Source organism: Burkholderia sp. IT-111MI5 (assembly GCF_949752865.1).
In the GTDB taxonomy this organism is placed as follows: Bacteria; Pseudomonadota; Gammaproteobacteria; order Burkholderiales; family Burkholderiaceae; genus Burkholderia; species Burkholderia pyrrocinia_C.
In genome coordinates this window covers 150014-174630 of sequence record NZ_CATKIF010000071.1, presented here as the reverse complement: position 1 = coordinate 174630, position 24617 = coordinate 150014, and the positions used below count along the sequence as shown (strand labels likewise).

Genomic DNA, 24617 nt, shown 5'->3' with positions numbered 1-24617 from the left:
TTATGGAAAACACAGAATCGATTCGATGCCGCGAATGACGCTGTTACCCGCGTAACACCGTTATCAAGATAATCGGCTTCGGTAAATTTTCTTGATTATTATGAACGGAAATTTAAATCCCCCGGCATAGCTCCCATCCGTCGTTTCAGGCGCGCCGCCGGGCGTGAATAACGGCATTGCGATGAAAAAGAACGACTGCCGCCGCGACGCGTTCGCGAGCCGGCACGCTGCTATCCGCGTCGATCGACCAAGCGTCCTTGCCGCCGAAGTGCCGCCATATCCGGACTGCTTGCCGATTATCTGGCTATCTCCATTGTTCATTTTTCACGCAGTGCCAAAGGCAGCGTTTTTCGCTAGGTGGCCGCATCGTCAAACAACCTTGCACGGAAAACATGCCTGCCCTTGCTAACGTTCAAACGCTGCGCAATATACCGATACTCACCGATCTGCCGGAAAGCCTGCTGGCTCATATCGAGCGGCATGTCACGCCCTGGCCCGAACACGGCAATCGCCTGTTGTTCTTCAAGGGCGATCCGGGAGATTTCGTCGCCTTCGTGCACCGCGGCCGCGTCTACATGACGCTGCACGAACCCGGCGGACGCGAAATCATTCTCGGCCACTCGGTGCCGGGCGAACTCATCGGCGAAAGCACGCTGATTCGCGCACACCGGCGCAGCTTCACCGCCCAGTTGAGCCCCGACTGCCGCATTTCGCTACTGCATCGCCAGTACTTCGCGCCGCTGCTGGCCAACGCGGATTTCATGGAGCGCATCCACGAGCAGCTGTGCCGGCACATCCATCAGCTGAGCGACTTCGTCGAGTCGGCGTGCCTGTACCGGCTCGAGGCAAGGCTCGCGCGCCATCTGCTGAACCGCATGCAAGGGAGCGATCTCGAGGTGCCGCTGCCGGAGAACCAGAGCATCCTGGCAGCGATGCTCAACGTCAGCCGGCCGCGGCTGAACAGCAGCCTGCAGAGGATGCAGCGCGACGGCCTGATCCGGCTTCACGAGCACGGCGTGACGATCGAAAAACCGGAGCAGCTCCGGTACATCGCCGACGCCAATTGACGCCCCGGCAAGCACGTGCGTCGTGCCGCGACGCGGTGCGGGAAGGTTGCGCGCGCCGGGTTGCGCGGCGCGCGGTGAAGGTCAGCCGCGCCAGTGGCTGATGGCGTTCATCAACTGCGCGATGGCAGCCAGCTGCGACGCAAAGTTGTCGTTCGCCGAGCGCGCCGCGGCGGCGGCCGCCACCGGCGAGCCGGCATAGAGCTGCATGATGCCGACGGTCGTGGCGGCGAGGTTGGACGCCGCCTGGTTCGCCTGCATCTGCACCGCGTTGTGAAGCAGGATCGCGGACGCATGGCTGTTCGACTGCATGAGCGTGCCCAAGGCCACGGCCGGGGATTCGCCCACCACCTTGACGTTGGCTTGCGTGACTGCATCGGTAATCGCGGCGGAAACCTGTTCCGTCATGTCGTTACTCCTGGTTTGCTCGCCGCTGCGGCGCAGTCACGGCGAAAGCATGAGTGGATCGGTCGACGATGCGCACCGCACGCGCGCTCGCCGTCGCGGGCGTCGACACGGGGTCGGGTGCCGGGCGGCAGCCACGGGATCGAGGCTGCCGCCCGGCGTCGACGCCGGGTTACGCGTCAGGCAAGCGCCTTGCCGAGCGCGAGCACGTCAGCCAGTACGGAAATCACCCCGCTCGAGCCGATTTCCGTCGCGGCGGCGCCGGCGCTCGCCGGCCCGAGCGTATAGAGCTGCATCGTGCCCACGTTCGTCGAGGTCGGCAGCTGGACCGCGGCCTGCGACTGCTGCTGCACGGCGTTCTCGAACAGCACGCTGAGCGAATGGCTCTGGGCCTGGTACAGCGAGCCCGTCGCCATCGCGGGCGCTTCGCCCACCACCTTGACGTTGGTCTGCGTGACCGCGTCGGTGATCGCGGCGTTGACCGTGCATGTCTTGCAGTTGCAGGGGTCCTTCGGATCCTTCGGGTCATTCGGGACCCTCGGGTCTTCGGCGTTCGCGTTTGCGTCATTTGCCATCGTGTTTCTCCTGGTTTGCGAACGGGCGCCGCATCGAATCGGCTCGGCCCGTTCTGTCGGTTGCTCCGGAACACCGCGCGGCACCGCTGTTCAGGCGCCGGCGGCCGTGCCGCGGATCCGCGGCAGGGCGGCGGCATGGGCGGCTCGTGCCGCTTGCGCCGCCGCTCGACCACGGCGTTGCGACGGTGCCTTAGGTGTGGGCCACCGCCTTCCCGATCGCGATCACGTCGGCCAGCAGGGAGATGATCCCGTTCGAGCCGATTTCCGTGGCGGCCGCACCCGCGCTTTCCGGTCCGATCGTGTAGAGCTGCATCGTCCCCACGTTCGTCGACGTCTGCGACTGGATCGCGGCCTGCGACTGCTGCTGCACCGCGTTCTCGAACAGGATGCTGAGCGAATGGCTCTGGGCCTGGTACAGCGAGCCCATCGCCATTGCCGGCGCCTCGGCGACCACCTTGACGTTGACCTGCGTGACGGCATCGGTAATCGCAGGATTGACCTGGCACACTTGACACTTATCACCCATTTTTTGCTCCTTGATTCACGTAGTTGAGAGATCGCACATCGGGGCCGGCCGGTTTCGCATTCAGCCGCTCGACTTCAGCCGCATGACCCGCGTGCTACTCCATGGACGCTGGGCCGGGCGTATCGTGAACGGCAGCGGTGGCGGCAGCACCCGGCGCGGTCGGTTCGGACAGTTCGGTCGGACCGGCGCCGACGCTCCGCAGCCGGTCGTCTATCGCGTCGAGCCGTACGGAAAGCCGTTCGGCGAGCGAATCGACGTATTGCCGAAAGCAGGCTTCGATTTCCTGCCGGATGAGGCCCGTCAGCTGTTCGCCGATCATCGCCAGCGCCTGGCGGGTGCTGTCCTGGATATCCGCCGTGCCGGAAGCCTGCGCGTCGCCCGGCGGCTCGTTCGCGTCGAGTACGCCGGACACTTTCTGCTGTTCCGACGCCAGCATGCCGAGGGTCGTCTCGTTCTGCGCGTCGATCGTCTGCAGGATGCCGCGCATCTTCTCGTACGCTTTCTGCTGGTTGAGCTGCAGAAAATGCTTGACCTGCTCGCGCGCCTCCCGCCGGGTTTTCAACCGCGGCAATGGCGGGTTCGCGGCGCTCGCCTGCGTGGCCGTGCCGGCGGCCGGCGCCGGCGGGTTCCCGTGCCTGCCCGGCAGCCGCTCCAGCAGCGCCTGTTCTTCGCCCGGCTCGAGCGGCCGTCCCAAGCGCTTCTCCGCAAACTGCCGCAGCAGGGGGTCGAGTGCTTCGCTGCTCATGGCTCACACCTCCTCGATGTCCGCCCGCGGCGCCGGTGCGTGCGGTTCGGGTTCGGATGGACGCGGCGCCGACGCGCGTTGGTCGGCGTGCTGCAATGGATATCGCATGGTGTTCTCCGGGAAATGGATGCGCGACGGCCTTGCCGGAAATTTCGGCAGGACTGCTGCAGGGACGAAGGGTGTGACGGGTCTGTGAAGTCGGTCGCCGGCGCGCGGCGGCTGCGTGTGTCGGGTACCGGATGTCGCCGACGTTCGGGCTGCGCGTGGAAGCGTGCATCGATACGGCGACCGATCGCCCGGTCCAGTGGTTCGTGGACAATCTGCTGCCGGAAGAAGCGATGCGCATGTCGCTCGCGCGCGACGCTAAAGGCGACGCCTGGGGGCCTGCTCGCATACTTCGGGCGCGAATCGGCCGGCGCGCTCACGCTGCTCGCCGAAGGCGAGCGGGAAGCGGCGGCAGCACTCGGAGGTATCCGGAATTCCGTGTGCGAGGCGGGTTAGGACTCAGATTCCGATGTTGAATCGCTCTGGGTAAAGCAGCGCAAACTGCGTCATCGCGCTTTTCCGATCGCTGACCTGAGGCAGCTTCGCGAACCCGAAGCGATTGGCCTCGTTCCACCACATCCACGTCACGTCCGCCGGCGATACGTCCAGATGCATGGCCCGCGGATCGGGGAACGTGTCCCCCCGCATGACGCAGGCCTGGCGATACCACTGATTGAACGTGGCCGCCCGACGATGATCGTCCGTCGCGCTGGCCTGCCAGACGCCCGTCACCGGACACGCGCGCGTGCCTCGACACTGAACGGCAGATCGGGAAATTCGGTGGCGCGCAATGCCTTGCGCTACGCGGGAATGCGATTCCGCCTGTTGCGCGGGCATGGGAATCGCGTCGCCGACGTAATGGAAGAAGATGCGACCGTCCTCAGAAAGGACGTTCGGCGGTCGGATACGTCAGTTGTGCGAGCCAGTAGCCGCCGACAGGGGCGGCGGTCGTTTCTGCCTGCGGAGGCACGCCCGCGGGAGGCGTCGCGGGCAGCATGTAACCATCGGGCACGTGTGCTCGACCGGTACCTAGCGAGACCGGATGCACCGCGACCTTGGAAGGTGTTGCCGGCACCGACATCACCACCTTCGCCGCATTGATCAACGTCTCCTTGTTGCCGTCCCACTTGGGCAATTTGGCCGGCGGCAGCGGCACCACCTTGTCCAGATTCGGCAGACGCAGGTCGGGGTCGCCCTCAAGGCGATCGGCAAGAACTCCGTAGCGTTCGGCGCGTGCTTCATCCTTGACATGACCGACCAGCGCATCTCCCTTACCGAACGACGCACTTAACCATCCGGCACTCTCTGCACTGCCGAATTTCACGCCCGCGTGCAAAGTCTTGAGTGCGCGTTCGTTGTTCTCGCTCAACTCGGCTCGATCGCCCGCAATTGTCGTCCCCAACTCATATGCCGCCCGCCCATTTCCTTGTGCGACGGCACATTCAAGCATTTGGAGTGCGATCTTGCGGTTGCCCCAGAAGCCTGCCTTCGGATCGTCATAGAGCGCGTCCATCTTGCCGCCCAAATAAGCCATCGCACTCGGGCTACCCTTGTCCGCAGCAAGTTGCCAGAATGCATATGCCCGGCTGGCGTCCTGCTTTACTCCAACTCCGTTCATATAGTACGTGCCCATCAGATCGTAGGCCGCAGGTATGCCCAGCTTCATTGCCTGCTCGGTGATCTGCACCGCACGCTCGGTATTGCGATCGACCCCCAGTCCTTGAGCGTACGCATTCGCAAGATTCAGCATTGCCTTCCAGTGCTTGCGCTCGGCAGCCTTGCTCCATAGCGCGACGGCACCAGCATAGTCGCGCTGGTTCGGCCACAACAATGCGCTTGTCATCTTCATCGCCTGCTGATTCCAGCGATCCGCCTCTGGATCCACGGCTGGAACGACAGCGGCTTCGTGCACGCAATCAAACGTCTCGCGATGCGGGTTGAAAGCGTCGAGCGACATATTTCGCGGAAGGGAATCCTTCATCGAGCAAGCGGTACAAGCAAAGAACAGGGAGACGGAAAACACGCCCACCAGGCGCAATCGTTCAGACGTTGTAGAACTCATCGGAACCCGCATGATCTGAAAGTGCGCTAGGCCAGCCGAACGCTGGACGTACGATCGTCTTGAAATGCCATCAGGAAGCCCGCCGGCTCTAGACCGCGCTTCCATCGTCTGGCATTCGAATCCATGAGTTTTTGCCACTTCATGAACGTTTCCTTGATGACGACGGGACTGCCGTCGCTGCCATCATGTTTGCCACCGGTATGCAGATTCCAAACGCGCCTCCGCAGATCGGTACTCTTGGCACGATCATCGCTGCCCACGTTGATCTCGGCATCAACCGCCATGCTCCGCAAATTCAGGTTGGCGCTGCCCAACGTGAAGAAGCCGTCGCCGATCGGCAGCAGTTTACTGTGGATGTAGATTTCCCTGTACCGAGCCGCGATCGACTCGTCGGCAACGGTAGCATCGGCGCCATGTCCGGGTCGGGCAATTTTTATTGAAGTTTTTAATATTTCAGATACCCGACGGAAAAGGTCCCGCGTCCGACCACTCTTTAACCCGGCCATTGCCCGACAATTCTTGACTGTTCGCGAACCGCCAAACTGATAGCATGCGCGTCGCCTCGCAATATGTGACGCGCAGCATGCGTTCCGGAACCCGAGCGGACCATCTGATCATCCCCTTTTTTACGTCGCGCAGCCGCCCACGCCACTGTGCACCGCCCGTTTCCCCGCAACACCCCGGCGTCGCCCCCAACCCGACCCGTTGCAGCAACCGTTGGAGTGGCGCATCGCGCGCCTGCAAGCATGAAGAAACCGAATCAACCCATCCGCCCCACGCGCAACAAAGACCGCACGCCGCTGGTGCGCGCGGGCGCGCTGCTGCTGATGGCCGGCCTACTGTACCTGCTGTGGCCGTCCGCCGAAACCGCGTACCTCGCGATGGAATCGGTGTTGCGCTGACGCGCATGGCCGTCCCCGCGCTATACTTTTGCGATGGAAACCAAACCTGCCCTGCCGAACCTGCATTGCTGGTGGCGCGCCTGACCCAGGCGGCCCGTTTCCTTTTGCATGTCCCAAACGTGATGCCGCCAGCCATGGCGGCATTTGCGTTTCTGCGCCGACATCATGGCTGGCGGCTTCGACAACCCGGAGCCAACGACACCATGCCCCACCCGAACCGCCCGACCATCCTTACCGGCGACCGCACGACCGGCCCGCTGCACCTCGGCCACTACATCGGCTCGCTGCGCGCACGCGTGCAGATGCAGCACGAAGCGCGGCAATTCCTGCTGCTCGCCGATACGCAGGCGCTGACCGACAACATGGGCCGCCGCCAGCGCGTCACCGAGAACGTGATCGAGGTCGCGCTCGACTATCTCGCCGTCGGCATCGATCCGGCGATCTCGACGATCGTCGTGCAGTCGCAGGTGCCCGAGCTCGCCGAGCTGTCGCAATACCTGCTCAACCTCGTCACGGTCGCGCGCCTCGAACGCAATCCGACCATCAAGGAAGAGATCCGCCTGCGCGGCTTCGAGCGCGACATCCCGGCCGGCTTCCTGACCTACCCGGTGAGCCAGGCCGCCGACATCACCGCATTCAAGGCGACGCACGTGCCTGTCGGCGACGACCAGTTGCCGATGATCGAGCAGACCAACGAACTCGTGCGCCGCTTCAACGCGACCGTCGACCAGCCGGTGCTGGTCGAATGCGAGGCCGTGCTGTCGGCGGTCACGCGGCTGCCGGGCATCGACGGCAAGGCGAAAATGAGCAAGTCGCTCGGCAATGCAATCACGCTCGGCGCGACGCCGGACGAGATCGCGCAGGCCGTGAAGGACATGTATACAGATCCGAATCACCTGCGCGTGAGCGACCCCGGCCAGGTCGAGGGCAATGTCGTGTTCACGTTCCTCGATGCGTTCGAGCCGGATGTGCAGAAGGTCGATGAGCTGAAGGCGCACTATCGGCGCGGCGGGCTCGGCGACAGCGTCGTCAAGCGCGTGCTGAACGAACGGCTGCAGTCGTTGATCGAGCCGATCCGTGCGCGCCGCCGAGAGTTCGAGGCCGACAAGGGCGAGGTGATGGCGATCCTGAAGCGCGGCACGATGCACGCGCGGGAAGTCGCGGGAGCGACGCTCGCGGAGGTGAAGGGGGCGCTGGGGCTCACATATTTCGATTGAGCGGCGTGGGCGGCGATGCATCGCCGTCGCTGCAGGAATTCAATGAGCGCGGCCTCGTCGCCCAACAAAAATTCTCGACAAACCTGATCCGGTCTGACGTTGCCGCGCATCTGCTCGGTATGCCGCGATCTTTCCGCGAACCCGCCATGTGACGCTACTGGTCAGCATCAATGTCATCACGTTCGATCACGCGATCGCGGCACCTTTCAGTACACGCCAACTCACCGATCTCGGTGTGTGCGTCATTAAGGTCAAACCTTTTAGGGTTCGCGATTTCGCACATGTCTCGGACGAGCACGCAATGGCGACTCGCGCTGCGCGTTTCAAAATCGGGATGCGGCCGATCTATTCAATGCTACCCTTGAATCAAACACTGATGACCACGTCGTATAACGGCGACATCTGATGATCTACTACGGGGGAACCAAATGGCAATGCTGGGTAATAGCCTGATCGGAATAGGTGTGCTTGCCTCACTGATCGGCATCAACGGCTTTATCGACACGCGCAAGGTCGATCGGAGATTCAAGACTGGGTACAAGAATAACGAACCGGATTCGAGAAACTTTGGCCGCTCTATGAAAATCCTGTTGTGTGGAGTCGGCCTGTGTCTCATCGGGTTAGCTGCCAATCGCTTATTGGATCCAGAAGTAGAGCCGATTCGATCGCTGCCGCCCCAAACTGGGGCGAGCCACAAAAGCACGAACGCAGGGGACACCTCCTCCGCAAACACAGCTCTGTCGACGAAAGAAAATCCACCGCTTGATGGAATTCACTCGTCCTCTCGATCCACTTCCGTTATGTCCGATCCCACAAGCGCGCCGCCCGGGATATCCGGACAGGGCACCGGAACATCCGGCGCTCCGACCGAGCATGTGGTCCCAGTACAAACTTTCGCAACCAGCTTCGACTGCTCACAAGCATCATATGACGACGAGTCGGCGATTTGTCACGACCCTGGCTTGGCAGCAATGGACCGAAGGCTGGCTCAGCTATATTCGTCCGCACTGCGGACTGTCTCGGATCCGGAGCTTCTTCGGCAATCAGAGTCAGATTGGATTACCGCACGACACCAGTGCGGCAAGAACCTCGACTGCTTACGTCGCGAATACGGTGAGCGGATCGGCCAGTTCGTGGGTTCGCTAGGTTCCAAGCCTTTGCTTGCAACGGACGGAAATTAAATTCGCTTCGCAACTGACTACTCCGACGTGCGGCAGATCCCACGCTCGGAGTGTCTTCGCTCGGAGCTGCTCATCCCATCGTCCGCTTGACCGCTTCCGTACCCGACATATCGTCCATATCGGCAACAACCTTAAGCGGCACCTCGCCGACACCCATCGCACGTTCGATCAGCAAATCATCGCCATGTTGTGCAAGCAGCGCTTGCAACCGGCCGAACTCCCCACACCAAAGCGTTTCGACATCCTTGTCACGGGCGACATCGCGATTCGCTACGAGGGATACCGCCCGAACCTGCAAACGGCCAGTCTGGGTCTGACCACCGACTTCGACACCATAGCCCGGCAGGGAGGGTTTCTTGACGACGACGCGACCGTCCTTCGCCCACGCGGTCGTCATTCCCTCGCGGACTTCATAGCCTAGTCGCGCCAGGCCACTCAGGATCGCGCTGCGCCGAGCCTGCGCTGCTTGCTCCTGACGCACCCGCGCGATCAGATCCTGGCCGACTCGCGTCAATTCAGCCACGACGTCTGGCAATGTAGTGGTATCGCACTGTTGAGCACGTTCGACGAATGCGGCCGCGTCCGCGGTGTCACACGCGCGAATCTCCGCCGTCAGTTCCTCCAGTGCCGTGATAGCCGCGCGACGTGTGCGGGCAACCTCGACCGCACTCGACAAGTCAAGGATCAGACTGTCAAGCAACAGACTTCTCCGCGCCTCGTTCATCTCGTTCTCGAGGGCATTCAGCTTCGACGAAAAACCCTCGATTTCCTGCGCGTCCAGAAACACCCGTGCTTCGCCAATACGACGATCGAGACGGTCAATCGCAGGATCACGAGACACTGCCAGTTGCGCGGCTTTCCAGGCCTGAAAATCCCTAGGCGCATCGGCCGACATCAGGCGATTCGCCAGCGCCCGTTGCGCATCGTTGAGCGTTCGCTCCACGTCCGGCACCAGAAGGGAAAAGCCTTGCGCTAGCAGCGCATCGGCATTTTCGAGTGTTCCGCCCGAGCGCAATCGATCAAGCTGATTCCGGAGCTCAACCGGAATCTCGATGCGTTTCGTTTCCAACGCGCCGAGCAACGTCGTTGCGCTGTGCCGCCCCTGCCGCCGGCGTTTCGCTGCCTGTTCGGCTTGATCCACCGCCGCCTGTTGACGTCGTTCGAGATCGGCCTTCAGGAAAGCAATCTCGTCCGGCACCTTCTTCTGCAAATCCATGAACGCGTCGACGGCGATCAATGCAGCCAGCACTTCACGGCGAGCTTGAGTCGCCGCGATTTCTTCGTCCAACAGCATGCCCATACGCCGACCTTCGGCAACCCACGTGGCAATAGCTCGATCAAGGCGCCGCAGATGTCCCTCGCAGATCGCGACGATTTCCTCGCGCGTCACGATCCGTACCACTTTCGGGCCGCTCATGCTGTCACCTCCTGGCTCAGCGCTAGCTCAACGGCTGCTTTCAAGCGCGCCCGTTCTGTCTCCGGTTCGTGGTACCAGGCTTGCAACGAGACGCGATGCAGTTTCGGAATAGCCCGTCCCAGCACAGACGGACGCCAGATTTCCCGGGCTCGCGCGTGCTCGAGCAACGGATGGCGCGGCGCATCGCACTCAATGCCAATCGCATAGAGGCCGGTTTCCGGGTCCGCAATCGCGAAATCAAGCCCGAAAGCATCGCCCTCCTGTGCCGGAACCGGCGACAGTCCGAGCATCCGTAGATAGGCAAGAACATCCTCAGCGAATCCGTCTGCGGCGCCATTCTGTCGCAACTTCGCATGCGCCCGTTCGCTGCTCATGCGACCGAGCAACGCTCGGCCCGCAGGCAGCTCACCATTCGACATCGCACGTGCATATTCCATATAGCCCTGAAGATAGTCGCGCGGAATCGCCGGCTTGCGCTGTGTCGTGAGCATGTCGGAGATCTCGCGGATGGGCATCGACGTGACCAGCACGATTTTATGTCGGGCACGCGTCACTGCCACATTAAGACGCCGCTCGCCGCCGCTCTGGCCAAGCACGCCAAACCGACGCAGAAATGTGCCTTGGCCATTCCGCCCGAAGGTCGTGGAAAAGACAATCGTGTCGCGTTCGTCCCCCTGAACATTCTCGACGTTCTTCACGAAGACAGCCATATCCTCGCCACGATCGGTTCGATCGAGTTCCTCACGATAGGCATCACGGAATGCCTCGTCCAGTTCCGCCCGCTGCTCCAATCGCTCCAGGATGAGGTCAGCCTGCTTGCGGTTGAACGTGACCACTCCGACCGAGGGCCGCTGTACATAGGGTTGTTGCCACAGTTCCGCCAGATAGGTGACCACGCGGTCCGCCTCGTCGCTGTTGGTCTGCTGCTCGTAAAGACCATTCACCTGGATGAGTTCGAGCGGCTTGATCTCGCGCACCGTTGCATCCGGATGGCGGACCGGCACGCTGAGGTTGTTCTCGTAGAACGCGGCGTTCGAATAACCGATCAACTCCCGATACGCCGAACGGTAGTGAATCTGCAGCGTCGACACCGGCAGCGCGCTCCGTGCCAACTGCAGCAGGTCGGGGCAGTCCTTGATTTCACGCCGATTCCAGGTGTCCTCGAAGCGCTCGCGCTCGTCCTCCGTCGCCGCCTCGTCGGGCAGCTCACCATCGAAGATTTCCGTCTCGTCGCTATCCGTTCGGCTCGAAAAGAACGCCGTTGGTGGCATCTGCTTTTCGTCGCCGCTGACGATCGACAAGTTTCCACGGAACAGCGTCGGAATCGCGTACTCGACCGGCATCTGTGATGCTTCGTCATAGACGACCGAATCGAACAGCCCCGATTTCAGCGGCAGCACACGGCTGGCTACGTCGGGATTCATCAGCCAGACCGGCCGCAGCGCCATCAGACCCAGCCCCGTGCCGAGTTCGATGAATTCGCGCAGACGCCGGGAGCGCCGACCGGTCAGACGCGTTACATCTTCCCAATCTCGAGCTGAACCGAGTCTACCGTGGTCGACACCATTACGAAGCATCTCTCGATTCAGGCGGCGCATTTCCTCGTCGGCAGCCGCGAGCGCATCGATCTTTGCAGCTGTTTCGCTCTGGTCGAGCAGCAGTTCCGGATTGTCCTGCTCCATTCGACGCTTCCATCCGAGTCGGGCCTCGCGGTTGATCATGCGCCGTACTGCGTCGTCGAGGTGCTGGGGCGGCATGCGCGTCAAGGCGTCCTCGTGCTCGCGCATGATGGCAAACACGTCGAGCGCCTCCGCAGTGACATGCCGCGCCCGGGTCCGGAATTGCTGATAGGCGGCCAATGTCGGCAGGGCATCGCCGATTCGGTTCAAAGGCGCCTGATAACTGATGTTGTCGGCAATCGCCTGCCGACAAGCCGTGACGAGTTCTGAAGACAGCCATTCCTCGAGCGGCCTTAACGCCTGAAGACTATGCTGACGCGCGTTGTGTCGCACGAACGCAGTCTCGAAACCGTCGAGCAACTGCTCGACGGGCGCTCGATCTCCGGTCATCACGGCCGAGTCGAACTCGTCGCCGCGTGGAGCGATTGCAAGATGCTGCGCAAGCTCGCGGATTTCTTCGAGCTGGCGCAGGCGGGTCAGACAGGCATCGGCAAGTGCCAGTCCGCAGGTAGGCTCGACCGTCTCGAGATGCAATGCCCGGCTGATAGTGTTCAGTGCGTTGCGCAATGGCCTCCAGATCTTTTCGAGCCGAGCAGTAGCCAGCAGCTTGCGAAGCGTTTCGTCCGTAGCAGGCGCGCCGCAGTCAGTGACAAACTTCATCAAGCGACCGCGCCGCAAATAGGATATGGGATTCAGGCGGCTCAACAGAGATGGAGCGCGAGTCGCCAACGTCGCCTGGGCCTCGATCTTGCTGAGTTCTTGATCTGGCAAGCGCGCTACCACACCCGACAGCACGGTATCAAAGTCACTGGTTCCAACAGCCAACAAATCGCGATGCAGGCCGCCAAGCGCCGTGTAATGTCGATGACCTTCCGCATCGGCATGATCGGCTGGACGAAATAACGGCAGCCACTGCGCAAGTCGTTTGCGCTGCGTATCGTCCAATGCGACGAGGCGGCTGGCATTGGCATCAAGCCAGGCCCGATATGGGGCAGGATCGTCGATATCGAATCGCGCGGGATGTGCGGCGAGCGTCTCGATCCGCAGGCGTTCGGCCTCGCGGAAATCAGCGAAGATTGCGTTGAAGGCTTCGATCGTGGCGGCGTCCGTCGCGAACGACTTCAATTGCGCCAGCGCGCTGCCCTCGAACTTCGACGGTAACCAATAGCGTGCTAGCGGTGCGCAATGTTCCTCCAGCGTCGTCAGTGCCGAGATATTCAACGTGGCAAGCCGTGTGCGCAATTGCGGCACGCTGACCGGGGGGGTGCCGGCTTCGAGCTGGATCAGTTCGCCAAGCAGTGCTCGATAGCTGAGACCGGTCGATTCGTCGATGCGATGAAGGGCTGCGTGCTGACGATCCAGTTCGCCCTCGAGCGCCTCGATTCTTGCGGCCATGCGTTCGCGCTGGCGTATCAATCCGCTGTCGAACACGGTACCGCGGAAGATTGCATCCAGTTGCTCGCGCACCGCCCGGATTGTCGGCTCGCGGTCCTTGTTGACGTCGTTGACCATCACAATGCGATCGCCCAGTCCTTCCGCGACGAGGCGCTTGCGAACAACTTCCAGCGCGGCATGCTTCTGGCAAACGATCAACAGGCTCCTGCCCCGTCCGATCGCATCGGCAACCATATTGACGATTGTCTGGCTCTTGCCGGTACCGGGCGGCCCTTCAACCAACAATCCGGGCCCTTGTCGCGCCTGCAGGATTGCCGTTTCCTGAGATGGATCGCTCGCCACAGTCAGGAATCGGTCGAGTTCGGTCGAGGCTGCTTCGGACGTGTCGTAGGCTGATTTGTCCTTAAGCCGCAGCATTGACTCGAGCGCCGTGCCGGACGGGGACAACTGCTTGAGCTGGCGCAGATCCTCGCCGATGGCCTGACCGGCGAAATCAACGTGAAAGAGCACGCCGGCGCAAGTGATGCGCATCGCGCCGACGGGCACGTCGAGGGTCGGCGGCGGCAGTGCGCCGAGTTTTCGATTTTCCACGTCAGCCAGCAGGCCAAAGGCATCGACGACGTCGGCCGCCTTCAATGCGGAACGTCCGAGCACCTCGTCTGCCGCGACGCGCCATGCCTTGACGGCCTCGCGTCCCAACAGGCCCTCGAGCGCCGGATTCAGGCGAACCTCTTCGCGCTCGCCGTCAAAGGCCATCCCGACCTGTCCTCGCGTGCCAAGCTCCAGCAGCAGTTTGACCGGCCACAACAGGACGGGGGCGATGCGGGGGCGTGTCGTGCTGCGATGATCCTTGTAAAGCAGGAACGGGAAGCCCAGATAGAGGCCGTCGATGCCGGTATCCCGCTTATACAGCGAGGTCTGCCGGTATAGCGTGTTCAAGCGGCCTTCCAGCGTTCCGCTCGCACCAAACACCGCAGGATCTACCGATACCGTCTGTACATTGCGCTGGAGCAGATGGTCGAGCAGAGCGCTGCTGGCGAATCGCTCACCGTTTAGTTCGTGAAGATCGACCCGCCCGGTAGTCTTGCCGATAGTCATCCGAACCAATGGACCACGCAACACGGTTGTCGCGACCTTCTTCTCGAAGAAGTCGAGAATCTGCGACACGTATTGCTGCTTCTGCGGTTCCAGCCATTGCTCGGCGGGCACGGACAGCAGAACGACCACTTCGTGCAGCGGCAAGCGACGTTCCAGCCGGAACTGTTCCGCCCATTCATCGACCGTCTGGTTGCCCGTGCGCGCGAATCCGGCAATTCGGTCGTCGACCGAGCGGAACAGCTCGACGCGCGGCAGTGCCAGTGCGGCTTGGGCCGCCTGGCGATCGAAAACCAGAATCTGCTCCCGCGCCGCGATGACTGCCGCCTGGTCAAGGATCTCGTCGACCGAACGAAACTGGGAAATTGCAGCGCTCAGCAGGACGATGAGATCTTCCTCGCTGAGGACACGGCGCTCCGACAACGACAGCAGGCCATGATGGTCCGAATCCGGCAACAGCAGGCGTCGCTCTTCCCATTGCGCAGCCAATTGAGCACGCGATGTGGAAAGCAACGCAATGCGCACCATATCCTCGTCGAGCTCGATGCCGAGCTGGCCGGCCCGGTGTCGCACATCCTCGGCTCGCGACCGCAAGCGGGACAACCAGCTTTCCGTGCCCAGCCGCTCCAGGAACATGGGTACCGGCCCGGTCACAAGGTCGTAGCCCTCCAGCGGGTTTTGCAGCAACCATCCGGGCGTGACGATATCGCCGCGCAGAATAAGCGGCATGTCGGGGTTCAACAGCTTGAGCGCGATCATCAGGCGGCAGTCGTCATCAACGCCGTCGAGTTGAACAACCTGACGCAGGCCAGCCAGCACTTTCGCGCCGACGCCGGCTTGCTCCGCCCATGTCGCTACGACGCCTCGATTCAGGTGATCTCGGGCCGCTTCCCAATTCTCGCGCTCCGCCGCAGCAAGTGCGAAAACCGCCGGCCTGTGATATTGCCGAGCCCCCAACGCGATGCTGACACCCTCGTCGCCATCGGAATCTAAAGTCGTTGCCGACGGCGCGTCGACCGGCTTGCCTTCCAGCCAGGCCTTGACTTGCGGCCATTGCCAGCGTTGGTGCCGGTCGCGCGCCAGCAGTCCCCGCAGCAGCAGGTGAAGCGACGGATCCAGATCGTCCGGCAGCGCGACGCCGTTGGCCAGCACATGAATCAGAAACGCGCGTGGGTTGATGCCCTCAAAGCAGCGGCCGTCGGTCAGTTGCTCGAGCAGGATCATCCCGAGGCTCCACCAGTCGGACGCTGCGGCAACACCGCCGGCGATGGCCTCGGGCGCCATGTAGCGCGTCGTTTCGAGCGGTGAGACGATATCGAGGTCGAATTCGGACAGCCGCGCCGAACCGAAGCCACTGATAACGAGGTCCAGCGGTTCACGGCTGCGCACAAGCAAAGTCCCGGGCCGAAGGTCCCGATGCCGAAGACCCACTTCCGAAAACGCCTGCAGAGCCTGACCGAGTTCATCGACTACATGGCGAATCGTTGCGATGTCACGTACCGCCATGCCGAGATCCGCCAGCGTCCCGCCGCTCAACTCCTCTGCGACTTCGTAAGCACGTTGATCCCAGCGTCCGGTAGCGATGATTTCAGGCACATGCTCGCGCGACAGACGGCGAACCACGTCGTAGACCGCCGGATCCGGCTCTGCACCCGGCCGGTAAAGCGTCAGGACAGCCTGCCGCCCGATCTCGTCGTGCTGCGCCACATAACGTTCTCGCACGCCGTCCGTGCTTGAAATCTGACGCAGCAAGCGCCAGCCGTCGATCCGCGTTTCTTCGATTTGCGCCCGCGGCGGATCCTCCGTAGCGCGGCCCCCGGCTTCGTCGGTTCCCGCGTCGCGATGCTGCGCGTCGGCTTGCACGGCGGGGTCTGCACCGCATTCGAGGCACATCAGGTCGCCATCGTTCATCGGATGGCCGTTTACGCACGACAACGGTGTCGTTGTGGCGCCTCCGGACGCGACCGAAGCAGCCTGCTGGTTGACGGCTTCGACCGTCACCACATCCTGCGGACGCCAGCCGGTCGCCCGAATCGGCACACTCGACAAATCCCAGTTGCAGGTGGCACCGCCAACCGTGCCGGAACAAAACCACTCGTTGGCCGACCGCTCGGTCTGGCAATTCGGGCAAAAACGCATCATGGCTGACATTTCCTGTCTTATCTGTTTTTCGCCTTGTCGGCGCTGATCCGGACGCGATGGCCCTGATCGGTCAATAGGTCTCTCAAACGTTGAAAATCGTCCCGGTCCGGTATCCCCGCGAACCAGACGCTACCATCCTCGTCGAACATCACGTCGAGCGCCTTACCATTGTTCCTCGACGCATGCTCGTACTGCGCAAAACGTGCGCGGCCGAGCGAAGTAAGGCAATGCAGCCGCTGATTGTCGCTGCCGCGCAAGGGACGTGTTTGTGGCGCGTCGATGTCGAACGGATCGGAGATCAGCGCATCGATCAGGCCATCGGCCCGGATCAAGGTGTCGGCCAAGGATTCGATCGCGTGACCGCTATAGACGAGGATGTCGCCCGTCGATAGCTGCCGCAGGCCATGCAGGAGCATGATCAGCGCCTCTGGCTGATCGAACGGCTCACCACCCGAGATCGTAATGCCAGCAGCTTCAGGCAACCAGATTCGGGCCTGCGCCAATACGGCATCGACAGTGGTTTCGCCTCCGGTGCTCGCCCAGGTATCCATCGAAATGCACCCCGGGCATCGGATCGAACAACCCTGAAACCAGATTCCGATCCGCTCGCCCGGCCCAAGCGTCGTGACGGGAAAGTGCAAGCGCGAAACGCGGATGTTCATGGCCTAACGCTTTTGCAGTTGGAACGAACCCGAGTCGATGCCCGAGATGACAAACCGATCGCCGGAGTTTGCATCCTGATCGAACAAGCCGCGTGCTAGCGGATTGAGCAGATGCGCTTCGATCTGGTTGCGGATGCCGCGGCCACCGTTCGATAGATCGCCGAGGCATCTCGCCTGAAGCGCAACCCTGGACTCCGCGTCCAGATCGATTTCGATACCTTGGGAAGCGATGTCGTCAAGTACGGCACGAACCATCTGCTCAAAGATATCCGTCGCGACATCCTCACGGATGAAGTCGAAAACGATGATGTTCTCGCCGATGCGGTTCAGGATTTCGGGCCGGTTCAGAACCAACTTGAAATGTCGCTGGATTTCCCCGAGCATTTTTTTCTGCATCTCCGCAAAATCGTCACCTGGCTGGACGTTTGCGACTCGCTGGCCCGATTCGTCCTGACGATAAATGCCGAGGTTCGACGTGAAAACGATCAACGCTTCGGAAAAATACACGCGATCGCCGCGTCCTGACGTCAGCACGCCGTCGTCGAGAATCTGCAGGAATTTGTCGAGAATGCGCGGATGCGCTTTTTCGATTTCGTCGAAGAGCACCACGCTGAACGGACGTTCGCGAATCGCATTCGTCAACTCCCCACCGACGTCGTAGCCAACATAGCCTGGCGGGGCGCCGATCAGTCGCTGGTCGGCATGTTCCGCACTGAATTCCGACATGTCGAAGCGGATGTAGGCGCTTTCATCGCCGAACAGCAAGCTCGTGATGGTCTTGGCGAGTTCGGTTTTCCCGACACCGGTCGGACCAGCAAGGAATGCCACGCCGCGCGGCCGGTTTCCCTTCCGGCGAGAGCCCACACCAGTCATTGCCCGCTTGACGAGGTCGAGCATGTGCGTGACCGCATGCACCTGCCCCTTGACGCGCTGACGAACGAACGTCTCGGCGTGACGAATCTTGTCACGATCGATCTGCAGCCACGGATCCTCGGTGACACCGACCTTGTAGCGCCTTACAGCATCGGCGATCTTCTCAATGGGAACGTGCTCGACGCGAGCGAGCGTGGCGATTGCATTCATGTCGGCGAGCAGCAATCCCTCGGAACCCTCGACGAATGCGGATTCCGCCTCGGCGAGACCGTCCGGCGTGGCCGCTTGGGCACCTGGCACGCCGCGCAACAACGCACCGGCCAACGCCCGACGCGCGGCGCTGTCGGGTTTCGATACGGGAATGTGCCGTATGCGCGGGTTGTCGATCAGCAACCAGTCGGGCAGATCACCCTCCTTGTCGACGATCCAGATTACTGTATTGAAAAACGGACGTCTCAATTCTCCGGCGGGGCGAGGTACAGCCATATGCGCCAACACCAGAGCGCGCGAGAAGAGTGTGTGCTCCGTCGAGTTCAGCGTTTCTGCGCGAATCGCCAGTCGAGAGGCAAAATCGACGACGAGGGCAATCGGCAAGCCGGGCAGAGCAGCTAGGCGTTCAAGGCACGCCGTAAGTGCATCGATACCGCCCGGAGCCGCGCCGTCAACCGGTATCAGACCGAGATGCCGTAAGGTTTCGTCGGCCGGCTCCGTTGGCGGCACCCGACTTTCCGGCACAGTGAAGCCCGAAATCGGATTCCAGACAACCAACTGTGCGTAGCCCGCCTCCCGGAGATTGTCCCCGAGCGTACTGACCAGCGACTGCGCCGTCACGACTCCCGGCGCAACCTCGCAGGCTTGCAAATCGCGCACGTTTCCCGATAGCACAAACTGGCTCTTTAACGGGAGGAAACGCAGCAGATCCCGTAACCATCTTGGTTTGACGTATGCAGGCATGTCGTGACGGCAGGCTCAGAAAGCGAAAGCAAAACGTTACCATAGCCCGTCGATCGGTATATATCGAATGGATGCCAACATCGGAAAAGAACCTACGCGCCTCCGGACAACGAGACATTTTCTCTGCGCATGCGATCGCAAGACGAGAAAGTGCTATCAGTGTATCCACAACAGACAAACCGTCAGAGAATTGCCAAACGCGCCGCGAACTACCCGAATCGGCGAAGTCACTATCGGAAAACGATTGCATCGGCGATGCTATGCGCACCAGTCCGGAAAACGTCGATCAACCGCGAGATGCTCGTATCCGAATCACCGTTTCCCGATACAACCGGATTGTAAAACCAGAGGGCAGTATTCAGTAATGGACGACCGTCAAATTTGGGGAAGGCTAGAAGCGTTCGTTCGTCAGGAAACGGCCGTATCGAGCAAACGCCAGATTACCGAGGACACCGCCCTATGTGACGATCTCGGACAAACCGGAGACGATGCGGACATCTTCATGGAACGTTTTTTCACCCGGTTCGACGAGGATCGCGGCGACTACGATTTCGGGCGTTACTTCCTGATGGAAGGCGAAGGATCCCTGTATCAGGTGATGCGCAAGGTCATACTGCGGAAGGCCCATACGTTCAAGCGGGAAGCATTGACCGTCGGCATGCTGTGCGAGGCCGTCTCGCTTGGCGCGTGGGCTTCCGACGCAATCAGAAGGTAATCCGCACGACTAGAACGCAGCTGGACGCACGACGCGCCGCCGGTCGCAGCGCTCTGAGCGAGCCCGCGCGACGCGCTACTTCATCTGCATCAGTTGAATGAGGTTGCCGCACGTATCGTCGATCACGGCAACGCGCACGGGCCCAGCGTCCATCGGCTCCAGCGTGAACCGCACGCCGTGCGCGGTAAGCCGCGCAAATTCGCCATCGAGATCGTCGACCTGGAACGAAGCCGCCGGGATACCGTCCTCGTAAAGCGCCTGTTTGTAAGGCCCCACCGCACGATGGCTGCTCGGCTCGAGCAGCAGCTCGGTGCCGTCCGGCTGGTCCTTCGACACGACGGTCAGCCAGCGATAGTCGCCCACCGGGATATTGTTCTTCAGCCTGAACCCGAGCTTGTCGGTATAGAACGTCAACGCCTTGTCCTGATCGTCGACAAAAATACTCGTCACGTAGATTCGCATGTCAGTCTCTCCTGAAGAGGCAACCGGCAATCGCCGTGCGCCCGGTCACGCCGCATCGTCGATAACAGGCAACGCCCCCGCCGCTATTCTTCGTCGAAATCGATGACAAACGCATAACCGCCGTCGATCAGCTGGCGCAGGTAGCCGTCGAAGTCGTCGGCGATCACCGCGTAGCTGTCGGGGTCGTGCAGGAAACGCACGACCTGCCCCACCTTGCCGCCGGGCGCGGGATCGAAATCGATGTAGAGCTGCGACGTGCCGCCGTTGTTCATGCAATGCGAGAAACACAGGCGTCGGCTCATCGGCAATGCGATGTCGATGCGCGGATCGACGAGTTCGCCGTCGTCGTTCACGTCGTCGCCGTAGATGTCCGCGATGCTGTCGCGGTACTTCGCGGCTTCGACGAGCATCTGCTCGGCCGACAGCAGGTAGTACGGATATTCGTAGACGTCGGAGCCCAGCACCAGCACGTTGATCGTCGTGCCGCCGTAGTCGCGCCAGTACGTGCCGTCGAGTTTGCCGAGCAGTTCGAGCAGGCTGGCCGGGCATTGCGGATACGCGGCGCGCAGCGCGTCGAGTTGCGCGGGCATCGCGCCGGTGGCGGCGGCGAGCGCCGCGTTGTCGGCGTCGGGCAGCGCGGCGCGCAGGCCGGCCAGATAGGTGTCGACGAGGGTCATCGCGTCAGGTCCGGGTTCGTGAAACGGGCAAGCGCCATTCTAGCGCCCGCCGCAGCCCGCTTTGCCGACCGGATAACCGATCCGTTGCGCCCGCCCGCCTACGTGATCTGGTACGTCGACGCCGGCTCGAATTCCTCCGGCATCGCGCGGTCGCCCAGTTCGAGCACCGACCGCTCGATCGTGCGCGTCATCGCATCGAGCGCGAGCGCATTCGGCGCGAGGCCGAACGGTTCGGCGACCTCGTTCGCGATCGCTTCGAGTGCGATCAGCGTGTACGAGATGAACACGCAGATCAGCGGCGTGAAGAACTCCGTCGAATCGACGAGGCCGAACGGCAGCAGCACGCAGTACGCATACACGGTGCGATGCAACAGCACGCTGTACGAGAACGGAATCGGCGTCGACAGGATGCGTTCGCAACCACCCACCGACTTGCCCAGTTCGTCGAGCTGCGTGTCGAACATCCAGCACGTCGCATCGCTGCCGGGCACGCGGCCCAGCGCGCGGACGATGCCGCCGCGCAGCTCGTCGAGGATCGCGACCGGCTTGAAGCATTTGCGTGCGAGCGCGCCGGCGCGCTCCGCGCCGAGGATGCGCTGCAGGTCTTCGGTCGGATCGGTATGGCGCAGCTGATGCTTCAGCGCATACGTGAACGCGATCAGCAGATCGGCGAGCCGGTTGCGCTCGGCATCGCCGACGCTGTCGGGCAGGTAGCGATTCAGTTGCGACGTCACGTTGCGCGCCGCGATCAGCAGGTTGCCCCACAGATGCCGCGCCTCCTTGAAGCGCTCGAAGCTCGCGTTGTTGCGAAACGCGAGGAAGATCGCGAGCGCGAGCCCGAACAGCGTGAACGGCGCGGTGTTGAGCGGAATCTTCTCGCCGAAGATGCGCCCGTTCGTGAAGACCGCCAGCGTGCTGACGATCGCCATGAACACCAGTTGCGGAATGATCGATTGCAGCACGGAGCCGTTCCAGACGAACAGCATCCTGAGCCAGTTTTGTCGTGGTCTGACGATCATGATTGTTTCTCGACTGACAAAGGAATACGCAACACGGAACGCCCGCACCCGATGCGCAACGGCCCGCGCGTGGCGGGCCGCTTTCGGGCAGGGGCCGTGCCGGGGCCGCGTTGCGCGCGACGATACGCCCGCGCACACTGCGCCCCGTCACATCGCGCGCCGCTCAGTGATAGCCGATGTCGCCCTCGCGCACCTTGCCGCGGAACACGCGGTACTGCATCGCGTTGTACACGAGGATGATCGGCAGCACGATCACCGTGCCGACGAGCGCGAACAGCTGGCTCGAATGGCTCGACGACGCATCCCAGATCGTCAGCGACGGCGGCACGATGTTCGGCCAGATGCTGATCACGAGCCCCGTGTAGCCGAGGAACACGAGCGCGAGCGTCAGCAGGAACGGCGTGGCCTCGTGCTGGCGCTTCACCGTGTGGAAGATGCCCCACACGCACGCGACGACGAGGACCGGCACCGGCAGGAACCAGCCGAGGTTGCCGCTGCCGAACCAGCGGTGCGCGACGGCCGGCAGCCCGATCACGGTCCACAGGCTGACGACGGCCATCACGCCAAGCAGCACGCCCGCGAGCGGCTTCATCAGCAGCCGCATCTTGCGCTGCAGTTCGCCGTCGACCTTCAGGATCAGCCAGCCGCAGCCGAGCGTCGCATACGTGACGAGCACGCCGATCCCGCACAGCAGGCTGAACGGCGACAGCCAGTCGAACGGCCCGCCCGCGAACTGGTTGTTCTCGATCTTGATGCCCTGCAGCAGCGAACCGAGCACGATCCCCTGGCAGAACGCCGCGAGCGCGGAGCCGCCGATGAACGCAAGATCCCACATGTGTTGCGTGCGGGTCGCCTTCGCGCGCAGTTCGAACGCCGCGCCGCGGAAGATCAGCCCCACCAGCATCAGCACCAGCGGCAGGTAATTCGCGGGCAGCAGCGTCGAATACACGACCGGGAACGCGCCATAGAGCCCCGCGCCGCCGAGCACCAGGAACGTCTCGTTGCCGTCCCACACCGGCGCGACGGTGTCGAGCATCACTTGCCGCTCGGCCTTCGCATCGAAGAACGGGAACAGCAGGCCGATGCCGAGATCGAAGCCGTCCAGCATCACGTAGATGAACACGCCGAGGCCGATGATCGCGGCCCACACGACAGGAAGATCGATTTGCATGGCTTACTCCGCTTCGGTGACGTTCAGCGGCGTGGACAGCGCGCTCTTGCGCAGCCCCGGATGCCGGTGCAGCTCGATGTACCCGGCTTGGGCAGCCGGCCCGCGCTTCATCAGTTTCATCATGTAGTAGATACCCGTTCCGAATACCAGGAAATACACGACCACGAAGATCAGCAGCGACACGCCGACCTGCTGCGCGCTGAGCGGCGCGACCGAATCGACGGTGCGCAGCACGCCGTAGACGGTCCACGGCTGCCGCCCGACCTCGGTCGTGATCCAGCCGGCCAGCAGCGCGACGATGCCCGACGGCCCCATGCCCACCACGAACCACTGGAACCAGCGCGTTTCATACAGGCGCCCGCCCTTTCTCAGCAGCAGCCCGAGCAGCGCGGTCAGCAGCATCAGCATCCCGAGGCCGGCCATGATCCGGAACGTCCAGAACACGATCGGCGAATACGGGCGGTCCTGCGGCGGGAATTCCTTCAGCCCGCGGATTTCGCCGCTCCAGCTGTGCGTGAGGATCAGGCTGCCGAGGTGCGGCACCTGGATCGCATAGCGTGTGGTTTCGGCCTGCATGTCGGGCAGCCCGACGAGGTTCAGCGCAGTGCCGCCCTTCTCGGTTTCCCACAGCCCCTCGATCGCCGCGATCTTCGCCGGCTGGTATTCGCGCGTGTTCAGCCCGTGCGCGTCGCCGACGACGATCTGGATCGGCGCGAGCAGCAGCAGCATCCACAGTGCCATCGAGAAGCTGCGCTTCACCGGCTCGTCGCGGCGCCCCTTCAGCAGGTGCCACGCACCGCACGCGGCGACGATGAAGCCCGCGACGATGAACGCCGCGATCGTCATGTGCACGAGGCGATACGGGAACGACGGATTGAAGATGATCTTGAACCAGTCGACCGGCACGACGAGGCCGTTCTCGATCTTGTAGCCCTGCGGCGTCTGCATGAAGCTGTTCGATGCAAGAATCCAGAACGTCGAGATCAGCGTGCCGACCGCGACCATCAGCGTCGCGAAGAAGTGCGCGCGTGGGCTCACGCGCTGCCAGCCGAACAGCATCACGCCGAGGAAGCCGGCTTCGAGGAAGAACGCCGTCAGCACTTCATACGTGAGCAGCGGCCCCGTGATGTTTCCGGCGACGCGCGAGAAGCCGGCCCAGTTCGTGCCGAACTCGTAGGCCATCACGACGCCGGACACCACCCCCATCCCGAAGCCGATCGCGAAGATCTTCGACCAGAACTGGAACATGGATTTGTAGGCGGCGTCGCCGGTGACGAGATAACGCCATTCCAGCACCGCCAGGAAGCTCGCCATGCCGATGCTGATCGCGGGAAACACGATGTGGAACGACACCGTGAACGCGAATTGCAATCGTGCGAGATGGAACGCATCGAAGATTTCCATGACCGTAATTTGCTCGTGATTGTGAGAACGTCCGCCCGAAGCAGGAAATCGCGCGACGGCTTGGCGACAACACATGCGAACACAAACGATCATTCGCATGGCATCGAAGCGTGAATGACGATATCGCGTTTGCCACGATACTCGCAATCACTCGAACGTGCGCTGAAACTGTGATGGTTCCGTCGGCGAGGATGTGTGCACGGAAAACACATTTCGCGCCTGCGGCGTGG

At 62.3% G+C, this 24617-nt stretch carries 23 protein-coding genes and 1 pseudogene; 8 read left to right on the top strand and 16 right to left on the bottom strand.

Annotated elements, in window-relative coordinates; all coding sequences use genetic code 11:
- Positions 1 to 257: 257 nt before the first annotated feature.
- Complete coding sequence (locus tag ACM6JT_RS32195; protein WP_414857948.1) at positions 258 to 1067, top strand: Crp/Fnr family transcriptional regulator; 810 nt, start codon at positions 258 to 260, stop codon at positions 1065 to 1067.
- 81 nt (positions 1068 to 1148) lie between these two features.
- Here ACM6JT_RS32195 and ACM6JT_RS32190 read toward each other — a convergent pair whose 3' ends face one another.
- From ACM6JT_RS32190 to ACM6JT_RS32175, 4 genes are all read right to left on the bottom strand, one after another.
- Complete coding sequence (locus ACM6JT_RS32190) at positions 1149 to 1472, bottom strand: RebB family R body protein (protein WP_034184504.1); 324 nt, start codon at positions 1470 to 1472, stop codon at positions 1149 to 1151.
- 176 nt (positions 1473 to 1648) lie between these two features.
- Positions 1649 to 2044, bottom strand: a complete 396-nt coding sequence (locus tag ACM6JT_RS32185; RefSeq protein WP_131949638.1) for a RebB family R body protein — start codon at positions 2042 to 2044, stop codon at positions 1649 to 1651.
- A 190-nt stretch (positions 2045 to 2234) separates the two neighbouring features.
- Positions 2235 to 2570, bottom strand: coding sequence for a RebB family R body protein (locus ACM6JT_RS32180; RefSeq protein WP_034184505.1), 336 nt, complete (start codon positions 2568 to 2570; stop codon positions 2235 to 2237).
- A 94-nt stretch (positions 2571 to 2664) separates the two neighbouring features.
- Positions 2665 to 3315, bottom strand: a complete 651-nt coding sequence (locus tag ACM6JT_RS32175) for a hypothetical protein (protein ID WP_414857947.1) — start codon at positions 3313 to 3315, stop codon at positions 2665 to 2667.
- 233 nt (positions 3316 to 3548) lie between these two features.
- Between ACM6JT_RS32175 and ACM6JT_RS32170 the strand changes: the two are divergent.
- A pseudogene (locus ACM6JT_RS32170) lies at positions 3549 to 3780 on the top strand (HipA N-terminal domain-containing protein); the annotation flags it as partial.
- Positions 3781 to 3819: 39 nt separating this feature from the next.
- Here ACM6JT_RS32170 and ACM6JT_RS32165 read toward each other — a convergent pair.
- From ACM6JT_RS32165 to ACM6JT_RS32155, 3 genes are all read right to left on the bottom strand, one after another.
- Complete coding sequence (locus ACM6JT_RS32165) at positions 3820 to 4197, bottom strand: hypothetical protein (protein ID WP_414858023.1); 378 nt, start codon at positions 4195 to 4197, stop codon at positions 3820 to 3822.
- A gap of 43 nt (positions 4198 to 4240) precedes the next feature.
- On the bottom strand, positions 4241 to 5341 hold the full coding sequence (locus tag ACM6JT_RS32160) for a DUF6396 domain-containing protein (RefSeq protein ID WP_414857946.1): 1101 nt from the start codon (positions 5339 to 5341) through the stop codon (positions 4241 to 4243).
- Between the two features lie 107 nt (positions 5342 to 5448).
- Positions 5449 to 5928 (bottom strand): hypothetical protein, encoded by a 480-nt coding sequence (locus tag ACM6JT_RS32155; RefSeq protein ID WP_414857945.1) that lies wholly within the window; start codon positions 5926 to 5928, stop codon positions 5449 to 5451.
- A 240-nt stretch (positions 5929 to 6168) separates the two neighbouring features.
- Here ACM6JT_RS32155 and ACM6JT_RS32150 point away from each other — a divergent pair, with 240 nt between their 5' ends.
- The 5 genes from ACM6JT_RS32150 to ACM6JT_RS32130 all read left to right on the top strand — a co-directional run bounded on the left by ACM6JT_RS32150 (position 6169) and on the right by ACM6JT_RS32130 (position 8722).
- A complete protein-coding gene (locus ACM6JT_RS32150; protein WP_414857944.1) occupies positions 6169 to 6324 on the top strand; it encodes a hypothetical protein in 156 nt (51 codons plus the stop codon).
- A gap of 203 nt (positions 6325 to 6527) precedes the next feature.
- Complete coding sequence (gene trpS, locus ACM6JT_RS32145; protein WP_414857943.1) at positions 6528 to 7541, top strand: tryptophan--tRNA ligase; 1014 nt, start codon at positions 6528 to 6530, stop codon at positions 7539 to 7541.
- A gap of 5 nt (positions 7542 to 7546) precedes the next feature.
- A complete protein-coding gene (locus tag ACM6JT_RS32140) occupies positions 7547 to 7693 on the top strand; it encodes a hypothetical protein (protein WP_175747973.1) in 147 nt (48 codons plus the stop codon).
- Positions 7690 to 7947: a hypothetical protein gene (locus ACM6JT_RS32135; RefSeq protein WP_175747976.1), complete on the top strand. Its 258-nt coding sequence runs from the start codon at positions 7690 to 7692 to the stop codon at positions 7945 to 7947. The genes ACM6JT_RS32140 and ACM6JT_RS32135 overlap by 4 nt, the downstream gene beginning before the upstream one ends.
- Positions 7948 to 7969: 22 nt before the next feature.
- Complete coding sequence (locus ACM6JT_RS32130) at positions 7970 to 8722, top strand: lysozyme inhibitor LprI family protein (protein ID WP_175747978.1); 753 nt, start codon at positions 7970 to 7972, stop codon at positions 8720 to 8722.
- A 70-nt stretch (positions 8723 to 8792) separates the two neighbouring features.
- On the opposite strand, the gene ACM6JT_RS32125 is transcribed toward ACM6JT_RS32130, so the two are convergent.
- From ACM6JT_RS32125 to ACM6JT_RS32110, 4 genes are read right to left on the bottom strand one after another with little or no spacing between them, the layout of a single operon-like run.
- The gene (locus ACM6JT_RS32125) at positions 8793 to 10139 is read right to left on the bottom strand and encodes a hypothetical protein (protein WP_414857942.1); all 1347 of its coding nucleotides are present in this window, start codon (positions 10137 to 10139) and stop codon (positions 8793 to 8795) included.
- Positions 10136 to 16450: an AAA domain-containing protein gene (locus ACM6JT_RS32120; RefSeq protein ID WP_414858019.1), complete on the bottom strand. Its 6315-nt coding sequence runs from the start codon at positions 16448 to 16450 to the stop codon at positions 10136 to 10138. The genes ACM6JT_RS32125 and ACM6JT_RS32120 overlap by 4 nt, the downstream gene beginning before the upstream one ends.
- A gap of 17 nt (positions 16451 to 16467) precedes the next feature.
- Positions 16468 to 17112: a 4Fe-4S single cluster domain-containing protein gene (locus tag ACM6JT_RS32115; RefSeq protein WP_175747982.1), complete on the bottom strand. Its 645-nt coding sequence runs from the start codon at positions 17110 to 17112 to the stop codon at positions 16468 to 16470.
- A 3-nt stretch (positions 17113 to 17115) separates the two neighbouring features.
- Positions 17116 to 18939 carry an AAA family ATPase gene (locus tag ACM6JT_RS32110; protein WP_414857941.1) on the bottom strand — a complete coding sequence of 608 codons (1824 nt, stop codon included), beginning with the start codon at positions 18937 to 18939 and terminating at the stop codon, positions 17116 to 17118.
- A 364-nt stretch (positions 18940 to 19303) separates the two neighbouring features.
- On the opposite strand from ACM6JT_RS32110, the gene ACM6JT_RS32105 reads away from it, so the two are divergent.
- Entirely contained in the window at positions 19304 to 19654 is a 351-nt protein-coding gene (locus ACM6JT_RS32105; protein WP_175747986.1) for a DUF1493 family protein, read from the top strand.
- Positions 19655 to 19729: 75 nt separating this feature from the next.
- Here the strand turns inward: ACM6JT_RS32105 and ACM6JT_RS32100 are convergent, their stop codons facing one another.
- The 5 genes from ACM6JT_RS32100 to ACM6JT_RS32080 form a co-directional block, all read right to left on the bottom strand.
- A complete protein-coding gene (locus ACM6JT_RS32100) occupies positions 19730 to 20116 on the bottom strand; it encodes a VOC family protein (RefSeq protein WP_034184511.1) in 387 nt (128 codons plus the stop codon).
- An 83-nt stretch (positions 20117 to 20199) separates the two neighbouring features.
- Positions 20200 to 20793, bottom strand: a complete 594-nt coding sequence (locus ACM6JT_RS32095) for an SMI1/KNR4 family protein (RefSeq protein ID WP_414857940.1) — start codon at positions 20791 to 20793, stop codon at positions 20200 to 20202.
- Positions 20794 to 20891: 98 nt separating this feature from the next.
- On the bottom strand, positions 20892 to 21812 hold the full coding sequence (locus ACM6JT_RS32090) for a bestrophin family protein (RefSeq protein ID WP_131947248.1): 921 nt from the start codon (positions 21810 to 21812) through the stop codon (positions 20892 to 20894).
- A gap of 163 nt (positions 21813 to 21975) precedes the next feature.
- Complete coding sequence (gene cydB / locus ACM6JT_RS32085) at positions 21976 to 22983, bottom strand: cytochrome d ubiquinol oxidase subunit II (RefSeq protein WP_034184514.1); 1008 nt, start codon at positions 22981 to 22983, stop codon at positions 21976 to 21978.
- A gap of 3 nt (positions 22984 to 22986) precedes the next feature.
- Positions 22987 to 24387, bottom strand: a complete 1401-nt coding sequence (locus ACM6JT_RS32080) for a cytochrome ubiquinol oxidase subunit I (RefSeq protein WP_414857939.1) — start codon at positions 24385 to 24387, stop codon at positions 22987 to 22989.
- Positions 24388 to 24617: the final 230 nt, after the last annotated feature.

Excerpts from the sequence above, each read along its gene's own strand:
- ACM6JT_RS32190 (WP_034184504.1), bottom strand. The coding sequence starts at position 1,472 with ATGACGGAACAGGTTTCCGCCGCGATTACCGATGCAGTCACGCAAGCC.
- ACM6JT_RS32185 (WP_131949638.1), bottom strand. The coding sequence starts at position 2,044 with ATGGCAAATGACGCAAACGCGAACGCCGAAGACCCGAGGGTCCCGAAT.
- ACM6JT_RS32180 (WP_034184505.1), bottom strand. The coding sequence starts at position 2,570 with ATGGGTGATAAGTGTCAAGTGTGCCAGGTCAATCCTGCGATTACCGAT.
- ACM6JT_RS32175 (WP_414857947.1), bottom strand. The coding sequence starts at position 3,315 with ATGAGCAGCGAAGCACTCGACCCCCTGCTGCGGCAGTTTGCGGAGAAG.
- ACM6JT_RS32165 (WP_414858023.1), bottom strand. The coding sequence starts at position 4,197 with ATGCCCGCGCAACAGGCGGAATCGCATTCCCGCGTAGCGCAAGGCATT.
- ACM6JT_RS32160 (WP_414857946.1), bottom strand. The coding sequence starts at position 5,341 with ATGAAGGATTCCCTTCCGCGAAATATGTCGCTCGACGCTTTCAACCCG.
- ACM6JT_RS32155 (WP_414857945.1), bottom strand. The coding sequence starts at position 5,928 with ATGGCCGGGTTAAAGAGTGGTCGGACGCGGGACCTTTTCCGTCGGGTA.
- ACM6JT_RS32150 (WP_414857944.1), top strand. The coding sequence starts at position 6,169 with ATGAAGAAACCGAATCAACCCATCCGCCCCACGCGCAACAAAGACCGC.
- trpS (WP_414857943.1), top strand. The coding sequence starts at position 6,528 with ATGCCCCACCCGAACCGCCCGACCATCCTTACCGGCGACCGCACGACC.
- ACM6JT_RS32130 (WP_175747978.1), top strand. The coding sequence starts at position 7,970 with ATGGCAATGCTGGGTAATAGCCTGATCGGAATAGGTGTGCTTGCCTCA.
- ACM6JT_RS32125 (WP_414857942.1), bottom strand. The coding sequence starts at position 10,139 with ATGAGCGGCCCGAAAGTGGTACGGATCGTGACGCGCGAGGAAATCGTC.
- ACM6JT_RS32120 (WP_414858019.1), bottom strand. The coding sequence starts at position 16,450 with ATGATGCGTTTTTGCCCGAATTGCCAGACCGAGCGGTCGGCCAACGAG.
- ACM6JT_RS32115 (WP_175747982.1), bottom strand. The coding sequence starts at position 17,112 with ATGAACATCCGCGTTTCGCGCTTGCACTTTCCCGTCACGACGCTTGGG.
- ACM6JT_RS32110 (WP_414857941.1), bottom strand. The coding sequence starts at position 18,939 with ATGCCTGCATACGTCAAACCAAGATGGTTACGGGATCTGCTGCGTTTC.
- ACM6JT_RS32105 (WP_175747986.1), top strand. The coding sequence starts at position 19,304 with ATGGACGACCGTCAAATTTGGGGAAGGCTAGAAGCGTTCGTTCGTCAG.
- ACM6JT_RS32100 (WP_034184511.1), bottom strand. The coding sequence starts at position 20,116 with ATGCGAATCTACGTGACGAGTATTTTTGTCGACGATCAGGACAAGGCG.
- ACM6JT_RS32095 (WP_414857940.1), bottom strand. The coding sequence starts at position 20,793 with ATGACCCTCGTCGACACCTATCTGGCCGGCCTGCGCGCCGCGCTGCCC.
- ACM6JT_RS32090 (WP_131947248.1), bottom strand. The coding sequence starts at position 21,812 with ATGATCGTCAGACCACGACAAAACTGGCTCAGGATGCTGTTCGTCTGG.
- cydB (WP_034184514.1), bottom strand. The coding sequence starts at position 22,983 with ATGCAAATCGATCTTCCTGTCGTGTGGGCCGCGATCATCGGCCTCGGC.
- ACM6JT_RS32080 (WP_414857939.1), bottom strand. The coding sequence starts at position 24,387 with ATGGAAATCTTCGATGCGTTCCATCTCGCACGATTGCAATTCGCGTTC.